Here is a 14,075-nt window from a genome sequence, read left to right on the forward strand (position 1 = left end):
CCGCGTCACGACGAATTGGCGCGAGTCTCATAGGAGTTTCAGAACCGCGACGGCTCGCACCGCCGCAAGCGGCGGCAGCGGTTGTGCGACCCGCGCCGGGGAGCTGCGAGCTCTGCGTCGGCCTTCCGCTTTGCTTCACATTCGCCGGTCCGGTAAAGTGGAGTATTCTGCCCGCCGCGACCGCACCTCCGGAGAAACTCCCGTGCGTCACCTCGTCGCCCTGTGTGCCGCCGCGCTCCTCGCCCCCGCCGCGGCCGCCCAGGAACCCATCCGCTTCGCCCGCACCCCGGACATCTCGCCCGACGGCAAGACCGTCGCCTTCAGCTACCTCGGCGACATCTGGACGGTGCCCTCGGTCGGCGGCGTGGCCCGCCCGGTGACGATGCACGAGGCCCACGACCTGAACCCCGTCTTCAGCCCCGACGGCAAGTACCTCGCGTTCAGCTCCAACCGCCACGGCAGCTACGACGTGTTCGTGTCGCCCGCGGTCGGCGGTCGGCCGCGGCGGCTCACCTTCGACAGCGGCCACGACACCGTCACCGGCTGGACGCCGGACGGGAAGGGCGTCGTGTTCACGTCCACCCGCGGGACGGCGTACCCGTTCCAGGCCGAGTGCTACGTCGTGCCGTTCGACGGCGGCGCGGAGCGGAAGCTGACGCTGTTCGAGGGGAAGGAGGCGCACCTGTCGCCGGCCGGCGACCGGGTGGCGTTCGTCCGCGGCCCGGGGCTGTGGTACCGCCGCGGCTACCGCGGCTCCAGCAACGACGAGCTGTGGGTCGCCGGCGCCGACGGGAGCGGCCCGCGGCGATTCACCACGTTCGACGGCCAGGACGGCTCGCCGATGTGGAGCCCGGACGGCAAGACGCTGTACTACGTCAGCGAGGAAGGCAGCACCCGCGGCTGCGCGAACGTGGTGTCGCGCCCGGCCGACGCTACCAGCGGCACCCCGCAGCGGCTCACCACCCACGCCGACGACACGGTCCGCCGCGCCCGCGTGTCCGGCAACGGCGAGTGGATCGTCTACGAGCTCGGTGCCGACCTGTGCGTCGTGCCCACCCGCGGCGGCGCGCCCCGCAAGCTGGCGATTGAGGTGAACGCCGACGACAAGGCGAACACCGAGCGGGCCGTCACGTACACCCGCGACGCCACCGAGTTCGCGCTGTCGCCGGACGAGGAGCACGCGGTCGTGGTCGTCCACGGCGAATTGTTCCTGACGCGCATCCCCGACGGCAACAAGGTCACGCGGCTCACCGACCACCCGGCCTACGACCACGGCGCCACCTTCAGCCCGGACGGCAAAAGCATCCTGTTCGCGTCCGACCGCAGCGGCGCCGAAGACCTGTTCCTGCTCGAGCCGGACGACGCGGAGCACCCCGAGCTGCACAAGGCGCACACTTTCAAGGTGACGCAGCTGACGAAGACGCCCGAGGCCGAGAGCGGCGCCCGCTTCACCCCGAAGGGCGACCGCGTCGGCTTCATCCGCGGCGGCAAGCTGTGGACGATGAAGCCCGACGGCACCGACCAGAAGGTGATGATCGACACGCCGCAGGTGTTCGACTTCGAGTTCAGCCCGGACGGCAAGCACGTCGTGTTCGCCCGCATGGACGGGTCGTTCGCCAGCGAGGTGTTCGTCGCCCCGACGGACGGCGGCGAAGCCCGGAACGTGACCCGCTACGCCACCTACAACGGCGACGTGAGCTGGAGCCCGGCCGGGGGTAAGATCGCCTTCGTCGGCCAGCGCCGCGGTACCTACTTGCCGCACGTCCTGAGCCTGCAAAGGCCCGCCGCCCCTGGCGCCCCCAAGAGCGCCCCCGGCGAGATCGACTGGGACGACATCCACCTCCGCGGCGAGAAGGCGGCCGGCATCGCGGCCGACAGCGTGAGCATCTCGCCGACGGGGCTTCAGGTGGCGTTCCGGCACAGCGGCGCCGGCAACGGCGACGACCTGTGGGTGGCCGCGGCCAACGGCAGCAGCCAGACCCGCGTGACCACCGGCAACCTCGCCCCGCGGCAGATCCGCTGGGCGAAGAAGAGTAGCGGCCTGATCTACTTCCTGACCGGCACCGGCGAGCTGCGGAGCGTCCGCCACGGCTCGCCGTTCCCCGGCGCGGCCACGAACAGCGCCGACCCGCCGCGGGTGAACTTCCAGGCGCGCCTGACCGTGAAGCGCGACGAGGAGTTCGCCGAGATGTTCGCCCAGAGCTGGCGCGGCCTGTCGGACCACTTCTACGACAGCGGCTTCCACGGGGCCGACTGGTTCGCCGTGCGGGCGAAGTACCAGGCGCTCGTGCCGCACGTCGCCATGAAGGAGGACCTGTACGCGCTGGTCAGCGTCATGCTCGGCGAGCTGAACGCCTCGCACCTCGGCATCAGCGGCGTGCTGCCGACGGCGCAGGAGCCGACGGCCGACCTGGGGCTGTTGTTCGACCCGAGCTACCGCGGCCCCGGCCTGAAGGTGACCGAGGTGCTGAAGCGCGGCCCCGCCGACAAGCGCGGCCTCGGCGTCAAGCCCGGCGACGTGGTGGTCGCCATCGACCGCGTCGAGCTGACGCCGAAGGTGAACGTAAGCCAGCTGCTGAACAACAAGGCCGGCGAGGGGCTGCTCATCGACGTGGCGTCCGACCCGGCCGACAAGAAGACGCGGCGCCGCGTGGAGCTGTTCCCGATCGCCCGCGACAAGGCCAGCGACCTGATGTACGACCGCTGGGTCGACGCGAACGCGGCGGCGGTGGCGAAGCAGAGCGGCGGCAAGCTCGGCTACATCCACATCCCCGGGATGGACGAGCCGGGCCTGGAGCGGTTCATGCGGGCGCTCTACTCCGACAACCTCGACAAGGACGGCCTCATCGTGGACGTGCGGTTCAACGGCGGCGGCTTCACCCACGACCAGGTGCTGAACTACCTGAGCGGCAAGGAGCACACGTTCTTCAAGCAGCGCGACGGCGGCCAGGGGCTGGTGCTCCGGAACTACGACCGCAAGTTCACCCGGCCGGTCGCGGTGATGACGAACAACCGCTCCTACTCCGACGCCGAAATCTTCCCGCACGCCTTCCGCACGCTGGGCCTGGGCAAGGTGGTGGGCCAGGCGACGGGCGGGTTCGTGATCGGCACCACCAGCACGCGCCTGATCGACGGCTCGACGCTGCGCCTGCCGCGGACGGGGGTGTTCACCGTGAAGGGGGTGAACATGGAGAAGGAGGGCGTGATCCCGGACGTGGCGGTGGAGATCGAGCCGAGCGACTTCTTCCGCGGCGTGGACACGCAGCTGACGCGGGCGGTGAGCGTGCTGACGGACGACGTGGTGGCGTGGAAGCGGGCGCGCGGCACGCCGACGGGCACCGCGCCGGCGACGGTGCCGCCGGCGGTGGCGCCGATGCCGCGGACGGCCCCGGCGGCGCCGATGCCGGCCATCCCGCCGGCGGCGGAGTAGGGTGACCTCGCCGCTCGCGGCGTAGCGGCGTCGACGCCGCTACGCCGCGAGCGGCGAATCGTTCCCCCTCCAACCCCCTCTCCCCCATGCCACCCGTCGTCCTCGCCATCGACCAGGGCACCACCAGTTCCCGTGCCGTCGTCTACGACCCGACGACGTTCGCGCCGCTCGGCGTCGCCCAGCAGGAAATCGAGCAGCACTACCCGCGCGACGGCTGGGTCGAGCACGAGCCGGAAGACATCTGGTACTCGGTCGCCCGGACCTGCCGCGAGGCGCTCGCCGCCGCGGGCCGCGCCCCGAAGGACGTGGCCGCCGTCGGCATCACCAACCAGCGCGAGACGGTCGTGGTCTGGGACCGCACCACCGGCCGCCCCGTCCACCGCGCCATCGTCTGGCAGGACCGCCGCACCACCGACTTCTGCCGCGCCCGCGCCGCCGACGGCCCGTGGCTCACCGCCAAGACCGGCCTCGTTCTCGACCCGTACTTCAGCGGCACGAAACTTCGCTGGCTCCTGGAACAGCAGCCGAACCTGCGTGCCGCCGCCGAGCGTGGCGAGCTGGCCGCCGGCACCATCGACACGTTCTTGATGTGGCGGCTGACCGGCAACCACGTCACCGACGCGACGAACGCCAGCCGCACGCTCCTGTTCGACATCCACCGCATGGCGTGGGACGATGAGCTGCTGACCTACTTCGGCGTGCCGCGGGCGCTACTGCCGACCGTGAAGCCGAGCGCCGGCGACTTCGGGGTGACGAAGGGTCTGGACTTCTTGCCGGACGGCGTGCCGGTCCGCGGCGTGGCCGGCGACCAGCAGGCGGCGCTGTTCGGGCAGGCGTGCTTCGGCCCCGGCGAGGCGAAGTGTACCTACGGCACCGGCGCCTTCCTGCTCCTCCACACCGGTGACACCCCGGTGGCATCGCGGCACCGCCTGCTCACGACCGCCGCCGCGAGCACCGACGGGAAACCGAAGTACGCGCTCGAAGGGGCCGTGTTCGTGGCCGGCGCCGCGGTCCAGTGGCTGCGCGACGGGCTGCACCTGTTCCGCACCGCGGCCGAGTCGGAGGCGCTGGCGGAGAAGTCGAACCCGGCCGAGCCGGTGCTGTTCGTGCCGGGACTGGTGGGCCTCGGCGCCCCGCACTGGGTGCCCGAGGCCCGCGGCGTGATGTTCGGCCTCACCCGCGCCACGACGGCCGCCGACCTGGCGCGGGCGGCGCTGGAGGGCGTGGCGTTCCAGGTGGCCGACCTGATCGACGCCGCCGACCACGACCTGGGGGCGGCGGGCGCCGCGCCGCTGAAGGTGGACGGCGGCATGGCCCGCAACGACCGCTTCCTCCGCACGCAGGCCGACTTCCTGGGTCGGCCCGTGGTGCGGGCCGCGGAGGCGGAATCGACGGCACTGGGGGCCGCGATGCTGGCCGCGGTCGGCGCCGGCCTGACGGACGAGGCCGCGCTGCGGGCGCGGTCCGCCGCGGGCACGCGGTTCGACCCGACGCTTCCGGCGGGCGAGCGTGCCGCACGCCGGGCGGCGTGGCAGAAGGCGGTGCGGGCGGTGGTGAGCTTCTACGCGGCGGACGGTTCGGCGTCGTAGGTCGGGTCGGGGCCTCGAGACCCGACGTGGGGCACGAGTTACGAACGACGGAATCCGCAGCGTCCTCCCTGCTAACATTCCTCCGATTGCCGTTCGACGCCCGCGTCGGGTCTCGAGGACTCGACCCGACCTACAACTATAGCAACCCGCCGCCGCACCCCGGAGTCGATCCGTGAGGTTACCGCTCGTCCTCGTCCTGCTCGCACTCGCCGCCACGGCCGCCGCCCAGCCCGCAAAACAGCCGCCCGAGATCGAGCGCTACCGCAACTACCTCCTCACCGCCCCGGCCCCGGAGCCCAAGAACGGCAGCGTCCGCGTCACCTGGCTCGGCACCGCGACCCTCCTGTTCGACGACGGCGAGACGCAGCTCATGACCGACGGCTTCCTCACCCGCCCGTCGCTCCGCAAGGTGCTCGCCACCATCGAGACGGAACCCAAGGTCGTGGACGCCGCCCTCGCCAAGGCGGGCGTCACGAAGCTGGCCGCGCTGTTCGTCGCGCACACGCACTACGACCACGCCCTCGACTGTGCCTACGTCGCTCGCAAGACCGGCGCCGTGCTGCACGGGTCGTCCTCGACCCTCAACGTCGGCCGCGGCGGCGACGTGCCCGAGAAGCAGATGGTCGAGTTCGACCACGGCCAGTCGTACCGCTTCGGCAAGTTCAGCGTCACCGTCCTGAAGTCGAGGCACTCGCCGACCATCCGCTTCCTGAACGACGACCTGGGCCAGCGCGTCGAGCGGCCGCTGAAGCAGCCGGCGAGCTTCAAGGACTACAAGGAGGGCGGCGCCTTCGACTTCCTCATCAGCCACGGCCCGAACGCCGTGCTCGTGAACGCCGGCGGCAGCTACATCGAAGGGGCGCGCGACGGGCTCAAGGCGGACGTGGTGTTCCTCACGACGGCGGTGCTGTCGGCGCAGCCGGCGGCGTTCCAGGCCGCGTTCTACACCGAGACTGTCGGCAAGGTGCGGCCGAAGCTCGTCGTGCCGATCCACTGGGACAACTTCATGAAGCCGCTGACCGAGCAGCTGGATCCGCAGTTCGACCCGGCCGACGGGTGGGACCCGCTCATCCGCCGCTGCCGGGCCGACGGCATCGGCTTCGGCATCCTCCCGGGCTACGGCCGGGTCACGCTTTTTGCTCGGTAGCGGGCGGCGCGTCGGGGCCGCGCAGCCGCTCGATCACGCTGTAGAAGACCGGCGTCAGGAACACGCCGAACACCGTCACGCCGAGCATGCCGCTGAACACCGCGGTGCCGAGCGCCACCTGCATCTCGGCGCCGGCCCCGCTCCGCAGCAGCAGCGGCACCACCCCCAGGATGAACGCGAAACTCGTCATCAGGATCGGCCGCAGCCGCGACCGGGCCGCCTCCACCGCCGCCTCGTGCCGGGTCGCGCCGGCCTCGCGCTTCTGCTTGGCGAATTCCACGATCAGGATGGCGTTCTTCGTCGCCAGCCCGACCAGCACGACCAGCCCGATCTGGCAGAACACGTTCAGGTCCAGCCCGGTGAGCAGCAGCCCGGCGACGGCGCACAGCAGGCACATCGGCACCACCATCACGATCGCCAGCGGCAGGAGCCAGCTCTCGTACAGCGCCGCCATCACCAGGAAGGCGACGAGCACGCTCAGCCCGAACACCAGCAGCGTCGTGTCGCCGGTGTACGTGAACAGGCCGGGGATGCGCACCGGGGTGTTGGCGGCGAGCTTCTCCTGGTACGACATTTCGGTCCACTCGAACCCCATCCCCGGCGGCAGCTCGCGGGCGGCCAGCGCCTCCATCGTCGCCATCGCCCGGCCGGAGCTGATCGCCCGCGGGTTCGTGAACCCGCTCAGGTCCGCGGCCGGGGCCATCTGGAACCGCGCCACCTTCGGCGGCCCCGCGGCGTTGTCGATCACGATCAGCCCGGCGAGCGGGATCATCTCGCCGTTCGGGCCGCGCACCTTGATCTTCCGCAGGTCCTCCTCGGTCACGCGGAACGGGCCGTCGGCCTGAACCTGCACCTGCCAGTTGCGGTCGCGCAGGGTGATGTCGTTCACGTACAGCGACCCCATGTACACCTGCAGCGCCTGGTTGATGTCCGACACCGGCACGCCCATCCGCGCGGCGCGGTCGCGGTCCACCCGCACCCACAGTTGCGGGGCCGACGAGCGGAACGTGCTCGTCGCGCCGACGATGCCGGGCTCCTTCGTCGCCGCCACGCCGAGGTTGTTCGCGATGCCCTGGAGCGCCGGGTAGCCGAGGCCGCCGCGGTCGAGGATCTGCAGCTTGAAGCCGCCGCCGGTGCCGAGGCCGAGGATCGGCGGCGGGCCGAACGACACCACCACCCCCTCGCCGATGGCCGCGAACTGCTTGTTCAGCTCGCCGGCGATGACCGGCGCCCGCCGGCCGGGCCGCTCGGCGAACGGCTTCAGCGGCAGGAACATCCCCCCGGTGTTCGAGATGTTCGCCGACGCCAGCAGCGAGTACCCCGGCAGGTTCACCACCCGCGCCACGCCGTCCGTCTTCAGGGCGATCTCGGTCACCCGCGCCGCCACGGCCTCCGTGCGCTCGAGCGAGGCGCCGTCGGGGAGCTGGATGTTCACCATCAGGTAGCCCTGGTCCTGGTCGGGGATGAACCCCGGCGGCACGGCGGTGAACGCCGCCCCGGTGGCGACCAGCAGCCCGACGTACGCCAGCAGCACCAGCGCCGCCAGCCGCAGCGACCGCCGCACCACCCAGGCGTAGCCGCGGGTGGTGTAGTCGAACCCGGTGTTGAACAGCTTGAAGAACCAGCCGAGGACGAAGTTGATGGCCCGGTCCAACAGCCCCTTCGGGGCGTGGTGGCTCTTGAGGAGCAGCGGGCAGAGGGCCGGCGTGAGCGTCAGCGAGTTGAACGCGCTCAGGAGCGTGCTGGCCGCGATCGTGATGGCGAACTGCTGGAAGAACTGACCCGTGATGCCGGGGATGAACGCGCTCGGGATGAACACCGCCGCCAGCACCATCGAGATGCCGAGGATCGCGGTGCCGACCTCGGACATCGCCGCCCGCGTCGCCTCCCGCGGCTCCATCCCCTTCGCCAGGTTCGCCTCCACCGCCTCGACCACGACAATGGCGTCGTCCACGACGATGCCGATGGCCAGCACCATGCCGAACAGCGTGAGCATGTTGATCGAGAAGCCGACGGCGAGCATGACGGCCAGGGTGCCGACGAGGGCGACGGGCACGGCCAGCATCGGGATCAGCGCCGCCCGCCAGTTCTGGAGGAAGACGATGACCACGATGAACACCAGCACGAACGCCTCGGTCAGCGTGTGGATCACCGACTCGATCGACTCCTCGACGAACCCGGTGGTGTCGAACCCGATGGTGTACTCGATCCCCTCCGGGAAGCGTTCCTTCTTCAACTCCTCCATCCGCGTCTTGACGCGCTCGGCGGTGTTGAGGGCGTTGGCGCCGGGGAGGGTGTACAGCACGACGGCCACGGCCGGGTCGCGGTCGAGGAACGAGGACGTGTCGTACGCCTTCGCCCCGAGTTCGACGCGGGCGATCTCGCCGAGCCGGACCAGCCCCTCGGGCTCGCCGCCGGCGGTGACGCGGCCGGCCTTCACGACGATGTTGCGGAACTCCTCCTCGGACTTGAGCCGGCCCTGCGTGCTGATGACGAGCTGGGTCGTCTGCCCGGCCGGCACCGGCGGCCGGCCGATCTGCCCGGCGGCCACCTGCGCGTTCTGCGACTGGACGGCGCTCACCACGTCGCCCGCGGTGAGCTGCAGGTCGGCCATCTTGTTGGGGTCGAGCCACACCCGCATGGCGTAGTCGCGGGAGCCGCGGACGCTGGCGTCGCCGACGCCGGTCACGCGCGCCAGGTCGTCGAGCACCTGGGTGTTGACGAACGCGCTGACCTCGATGCTGTCCTTCGCCGGCTTCCCGTCCTTCCCCTTCGGGCTGTAGACGTTCACGACCATCAGGATGCTGGTGGACTGCTTCTTCGTCGTCACGCCGATCTGCTTCACCTCGGCCGGCAGGGTGGCGGTGGCGATGGCCACGCGGTTCTGCACCAGCACCTGCGCCATGTCCGGGTCGGTGCCGACGCGGAAGGTGACGGTGAGGCGCATGTTCCCGTCGTCGGTGCACTGCGACTCGAGGTACAGCATCCCCTCGACGCCGTTGATCTGCTGCTCGATGGGGGCGGCGACCGTCTCGGCGACGGTCCGGGCGCTCGCCCCGGGGTACTGGGTGGTGACGACGATCTGGGGCGGCACCACGTCCGGGTACTGCGCCACCGGCAGGGCGGCGAGCGCGAGCACGCCGACGAGCGTGGTGAGCACGGAAAGCACGATGCCGAAGACGGGGCGGTCGATGAAGAAGTGGAAGGCGCTGTGCGGCGTGGGGGCGGACGTGTGGGTCGGAGCGGACATGGTCGGGTGTTCTCGTGTGGCGTCGCCGATTCGTCTTCGATCGGAGCCCCGACGGGGCGGCAGCCAATAGCCCAGGGCGTCAGCCCTGGGAAGCGTTCGCAGGGCCGGCCCTACTGCTGCACCTTCACCTTCACCCCCGGCCGCAGCCGCAGGATGTTCGACGTGACCACGCGGTCGGCCGCCGTCACCCCGCCGCGCACCACCACCCAGCCGGCGTCGGCCTGCCCCAGGTCGACCGGCCGAATCGCCACCTCGTCCTGGTCGGTCAGCACGTACACCACCCGCTGCCGGTCCTGCGCCACCACCGTGTTCTCCGGGATCATCAGCGCCTTGCCGGCGGCCCCGGCCATCATCCGCACCCGCACCGAGTCGCCGGGGGTGAGGCGCTTGTCGGCGTTGGCGAACTCGGCCCGCAACGTCCGCGTGCCGGTGCCGCGGACGAGCTCGGCGTCCACGTACGTGAGCGCGCCCGACCGCTTGAACACGGTTTCGTCCTTCTGCGCGATCGTCACCTCGAGCGGCGTCTCCCTCGGGTCGGGAATCGCCTTCTTGTCGAGGATTTGTTCCCGGTACCACAGCGACGTGCTCTCGTCGACCTCCCAGGTGGCGTACACCGGGTGGGTCGGCACGATCTCGACCATGAGCGACTGGTACGCCGCGACGGCGTCGCCCTTCTGCACCTTGGACAGCCGGGCGACGCCGGACGCGGGGGCGAGGATGGTGCAGTAGTCGAGGTTCTTCTGCGCCTTCGCCTGCGCCGCCAGGGCCGACTGCTTGCTGGACTCGGCGACCTTCAACTGGGCCCTGGTGACCGCGTACATGGCCTCCTTCTCGTCCTTGGAGGAGGCGCTGCCGCCGCCCTTGCTGAAGACGTCGAGCTCGCGGTCGTACTGCACTTTCGCCAGGGCCGCGTCGGCCTTGGCCTTGATGATGTCGGCCTCGGCCTTGGCCAGGCTGGCGACGGCCGTGTCGAGGTCGGCCTGGAACAGCACCGGGTCGATCCGGTACATCACGGTCTTGTTCTTCTCGACCGCCTTCCCCTCGGTGAAGTCGCGGCTCAGCAGCACGCCGGTGACCTGCGGCACGACGCGGACGGGGTCCTTCGGCTCGATCCGGCCGGTGAACTCCTTGTACGGGGCGGCGTCGCGCTCGGCGGGATGCACGACGGTGACCGTCGGCGGCTCGGGCGGCTGGAGTTCGGGCGGCTTCGCGCAGCCGACGACCGCGGCGAGGGCCAGACCCAGGAGGGGAGAGAGCCGGGGGGCGGGCATCACAGCCTCCGGGGAACATGCGACGATGAGCGGATTCTATTCAGCCGAAGAGATGAGGGGCCGGGGTTTCGTCGCGACCGGCGAAACCCCGAGCCGTCACAAATAGGTGCTGAGCAGGTAGAGCCCGAGCCCGATGGCGGTGAGGAACACGGCGATGCGCGTGCCCCAACCGAGCGCCTCGCGCAAAATGCGGTCCCACCGGTCGTGCCGCGTCGCGGCGTAGACCAGGCTGACGATCAGCAGCAGGACAGGCAGGTCCCAGTAAATGCTCACGACTTACCCCACTTCGGATGAGGGGGTGAAGGGGTGAGGGGGTGAAGGGGTGAGTGTGTCACCCGCTCGTCACCCCCTCAGCCCCTCACCCCTTCACCTCCTCATCCTTCCCAGGCGGGTCGCGGAACATCGGGCCGGCGAGCGCGTCGTAGATCACCAGCAGGTTCAGCACGCCGGCGATCACGGTGTACACCCAGCCCAGGTCCCACCGCTTGTTGCCGTTCCGCTGGAGGTCGTTCAGTTCGTCCTCGGTCGGCGCCCGCTGGAAGGTGCCGAACAGCGGGCCTTCCTTCTTCTCCGGGTCGTACGCGGCGTACTGCACGACGGCCGGCCACGCCGCGGCGCCGATCCAGAACTGGGCGGCGAACTGCGGCCGGTACCACACCGCGCTGGCCGTGCCCTTCAGCTGCATTCCGGCCAACACGAGCGGCGGGGCGTTGGTGACGTCCGGCAGCCAGACGTTCTTCCACTGCCCCATCGCCATGCCGTAGAAGAACAGGACGTACAGCCCGCCGAAGAACAGCAGCCCCTTGCCGAGCCGGCCCTGATACACCTGCCCGAGGCCGGGAATGAGGTAGCTCAGCCCGGCGGCGAGGAAGTCGAGGCGGACCGGTTCGGGGGCGGGGCTGACGACGGGCGGCGGCGGGGCCACGACCGGGAGCGCGGCCGCGCCGGTGTCGGCGGGCGCGGCGGGGGGGTCGGTCGGGGCGGAAGCCATTCGGGTGAACTCGACCGGGAGGAACGCCGGCGGCCCGGCAGACGGTATTCGCCGCCGGCCGGGCCGGATTGTCGATCGGGGGATTATACAGAGTGGGGGAGTGTTCGGGAGTCGGTGGGAGCCTGAGGGAGTAAACCGGGGTTCGACTCCTCGATTCCCGCAGGCTCCCACCGACTCCCGAAGACTGTTCTACCGCGGCCACGGCACCGGGAACGGCAGCGTCACCCAGCCCGCGTCGGTGGCGAGGTGCGCCGCGGTGTACAGCAGCAGGCCGATCCCCGCGAGGCCGAGCACGTTCTTGCCGAACCCACTGCGGAGGAGCCACCCGGGCGGCCCGAGGAGGCCGGCGGCGCGGTCGAACACCCAGTTCAACCCCGCCAGCGGCCACAGCAGCACCGGCAACGGCGGCTGCGGTTCGTACACCACCTGCGGCGCAGGCTCCGGCGGCGGCGCGCTCACGACCGGGGCCGGCTTCGGCGCCCGGCGCGCCGACGGCGGCGTCGGCTTCCGCTCGATGATCGGCGTGGTCGGCTCCGGCGGCGGGATCAGCGGCACCGGCGCGGTGACCGGTTCGGGCCGCACCACGACCGGCGGCGCGGGGGCCGGCGGCGCGACGAGGACGGGCGCCCGCGGCGGTTCCGGCGGGGCGACGAGGTGCGGCGAGGGAATCGGCGGGGCGGACGGGGCGTCGTAGCGCCAGGTGGGGCCGGCGGGGGTGCTCTGCGCCGCCGGCGGCTCGGTGCCGGTCAGCGGCAGGTTGAGCATCCGCTGGAGGAGGTCGTCGAGCTCGTCGAGTTGTTGGCGGGTGAGGTCGTTCGCGCTGGGGGCGGTCGCCATGGCTTCCTTCCGCGGCCGGGCCGGCGTCGTGCCGAGGTGCGGCGGACTCTACCCCGCCGCGCACGGGGCAAACAAGACCAACTCCGACAGCGGCCCGGAACGACCCGCCGGCGGTCGGTCTGAATATTATTTGTGTATTTGACTCAATGCGTGCCTCGACCCCCCGGGGGGGAGCCGTGCACACAATGAGTCCGGTCCGAGCGTCGGGGGGCGCGGCGGAAACTCGGCTTCCCCCGGGCGCCCCGGCGGCGCTACACTGCCGGCCCGCGGGAGGAGCCCGGATGCGCATCTGTATCTACGACGACCGACGCGCCGCCGACCTCGGCCCGCTCACCGCCACCCGGCCGGCGTCGGACCTCTTGTGCGGCCTGACCACGCTCGCCGACAAGCAAACCCGGTACTTCCGCGCCGAGAGCGTCGGCTACCTCGTCCGCCCCGAACTGGCCCCGCTGCTGAAGGCCCGCGACCCGAACACGCCGGTCAACGACCCGGGCTGGCTGCGCGCCGCGCCGACGGTACTGGTGAACTCGCGCTGGGTGGCGCCGCCGCCGCCGTTCCCCGGCCCCGTCTACCGCGACCTGTTCAGTGGCGGCACCGTCGTCGGCATTTGCGGCGCCGAAGTGGCGTTCGCGTCCGTGGGCACGCAGCCGCTGCAAGCCGCCAGCCCCGCCACCATCGACGACTGCGTCGCCGACTGGAGCCAGGCACTGCCCGGCGTGGAAGTCGGCGGTCACGTCGTTCGGCGGCCGTGGGAACTCGTGGACCTGAACGCGGCCCAGATCGCCGCCGACTTCGCCGCGTGCGAGCCGTCCGCGACCGGCTTCCACCCCGCCGGCTTCGCCCTGGTCGGCCCCGCCGACCGGCTGTTCCTGCACCCCACCGCCCGCATCGACCCGATGGTCGTGGCCGACACCACCGGCGGCCCGGTGTGGATCGGCCCGGGGGCGCTGGTGACGGCGTTCACACGGCTGGAAGGGCCGTGCGTGGTGGGGGCGCACTCGCAGCTGTTCGGCGCGAAGCTGAAGGCCGGCACGACGCTCGGGCCGCACTGCCGCGTCGGCGGCGAGGTCGAGTCGAGCATCGTGCTCGGCTACGCGAACAAGTACCACGACGGCTTCCTGGGCCACAGTTACGTCGGCGAGTGGGTGAACCTCGCCGCCGCGACCGGCACCGCCGACCTGCGCTGCGACTACCGGCCGGTGACGGTGAAGCTGAACGGCGAGGTGATCGACACGGGCCGGCTGAAGGTCGGGAGCATCTTCGGCGACCACGCCCGCACCGGCCTGGGTGTGCTGCTCGACGCCGGCACCGTGGTCGGCCCGTTCGCGGCGGTGCTGCCGTCGGGACGGCTGGCCCCGCGGTGCATTCCGGGGTTCGCCCGCACCGGCCCGGACGGCACCGTGGCGATGGACGTGGACGGCCTGTTCGCCGCGGCCGAGCGGGCGATGAAGCGGCGCGGCAAGGAACTGACGGCGGAACTGCGGGCGGCGTACGCGGCGGCCGCGGGGCGGGTGGCGGAGGAGCCGGGGACGCTGCCGCTGCGCCGGGCGGCGTAGAATG

At 71.4% G+C, this 14,075-nt stretch carries 9 protein-coding genes; 4 read left to right on the plus strand and 5 right to left on the minus strand.

Translation table 11 applies throughout. The annotated features are described in order from the left end of the window. Positions 1 to 202: 202 nt before the first annotated feature. The 3 genes from ETAA1_RS04885 to ETAA1_RS04895 all read left to right on the plus strand — a co-directional run bounded on the left by ETAA1_RS04885 (position 203) and on the right by ETAA1_RS04895 (position 6,166). Entirely contained in the window at positions 203 to 3,430 is a 3,228-nt protein-coding gene (locus ETAA1_RS04885; protein ID WP_145234824.1) for a S41 family peptidase, read from the plus strand. Between the two features lie 86 nt (positions 3,431 to 3,516). Further along, positions 3,517 to 5,019, plus strand: a complete 1,503-nt coding sequence (gene glpK / locus ETAA1_RS04890; RefSeq protein WP_145234826.1) for a glycerol kinase GlpK — start codon at positions 3,517 to 3,519, stop codon at positions 5,017 to 5,019. Positions 5,020 to 5,191: 172 nt separating this feature from the next. Then, positions 5,192 to 6,166: an MBL fold metallo-hydrolase gene (locus ETAA1_RS04895; RefSeq protein WP_145234828.1), complete on the plus strand. Its 975-nt coding sequence runs from the start codon at positions 5,192 to 5,194 to the stop codon at positions 6,164 to 6,166. Here the strand turns inward: ETAA1_RS04895 and ETAA1_RS04900 are convergent. From ETAA1_RS04900 to ETAA1_RS04915, 5 genes are all read right to left on the minus strand, one after another. Continuing rightward, entirely contained in the window at positions 6,147 to 9,416 is a 3,270-nt protein-coding gene (locus ETAA1_RS04900; RefSeq protein ID WP_145234830.1) for an efflux RND transporter permease subunit, read from the minus strand. The genes ETAA1_RS04895 and ETAA1_RS04900 overlap by 20 nt on opposite strands. Positions 9,417 to 9,526: 110 nt before the next feature. Beyond that, positions 9,527 to 10,687: an efflux RND transporter periplasmic adaptor subunit gene (locus ETAA1_RS04905; protein WP_145234831.1), complete on the minus strand. Its 1,161-nt coding sequence runs from the start codon at positions 10,685 to 10,687 to the stop codon at positions 9,527 to 9,529. Positions 10,688 to 10,783: 96 nt separating this feature from the next. Continuing rightward, complete coding sequence (locus tag ETAA1_RS31495) at positions 10,784 to 10,960, minus strand: hypothetical protein (protein ID WP_202920668.1); 177 nt, start codon at positions 10,958 to 10,960, stop codon at positions 10,784 to 10,786. 85 nt (positions 10,961 to 11,045) lie between these two features. Then, a complete protein-coding gene (locus ETAA1_RS04910; protein ID WP_145234833.1) occupies positions 11,046 to 11,678 on the minus strand; it encodes a DUF6677 family protein in 633 nt (210 codons plus the stop codon). A 189-nt stretch (positions 11,679 to 11,867) separates the two neighbouring features. Next, positions 11,868 to 12,515 carry a hypothetical protein gene (locus ETAA1_RS04915; RefSeq protein WP_145234835.1) on the minus strand — a complete coding sequence of 216 codons (648 nt, stop codon included), beginning with the start codon at positions 12,513 to 12,515 and terminating at the stop codon, positions 11,868 to 11,870. 281 nt (positions 12,516 to 12,796) lie between these two features. On the opposite strand from ETAA1_RS04915, the gene ETAA1_RS04920 reads away from it, so the two are divergent. Further along, on the plus strand, positions 12,797 to 14,071 hold the full coding sequence (locus ETAA1_RS04920; protein WP_202920669.1) for a putative sugar nucleotidyl transferase: 1,275 nt from the start codon (positions 12,797 to 12,799) through the stop codon (positions 14,069 to 14,071). The last annotated feature ends 4 nt before the right edge of the window (positions 14,072 to 14,075 follow it).

Source organism: Urbifossiella limnaea, from assembly GCF_007747215.1.
Classification (GTDB): Bacteria; Planctomycetota; Planctomycetia; order Gemmatales; family Gemmataceae; genus Urbifossiella; species Urbifossiella limnaea.

What these genes read in the sequence shown, in the direction of transcription:
- ETAA1_RS04915 (WP_145234835.1), bottom strand. Translation starts at nt 12,515, where the DNA reads ATGGCGACCGCCCCCAGCGCGAACGACCTCACCCGCCAACAACTCGAC.
- ETAA1_RS04920 (WP_202920669.1), top strand. Translation starts at nt 12,797, where the DNA reads ATGCGCATCTGTATCTACGACGACCGACGCGCCGCCGACCTCGGCCCG.
- ETAA1_RS04905 (WP_145234831.1), bottom strand. Translation starts at nt 10,687, where the DNA reads ATGCCCGCCCCCCGGCTCTCTCCCCTCCTGGGTCTGGCCCTCGCCGCG.
- ETAA1_RS04910 (WP_145234833.1), bottom strand. Translation starts at nt 11,678, where the DNA reads ATGGCTTCCGCCCCGACCGACCCCCCCGCCGCGCCCGCCGACACCGGC.
- glpK (WP_145234826.1), top strand. Translation starts at nt 3,517, where the DNA reads ATGCCACCCGTCGTCCTCGCCATCGACCAGGGCACCACCAGTTCCCGT.
- ETAA1_RS04900 (WP_145234830.1), bottom strand. Translation starts at nt 9,416, where the DNA reads ATGTCCGCTCCGACCCACACGTCCGCCCCCACGCCGCACAGCGCCTTC.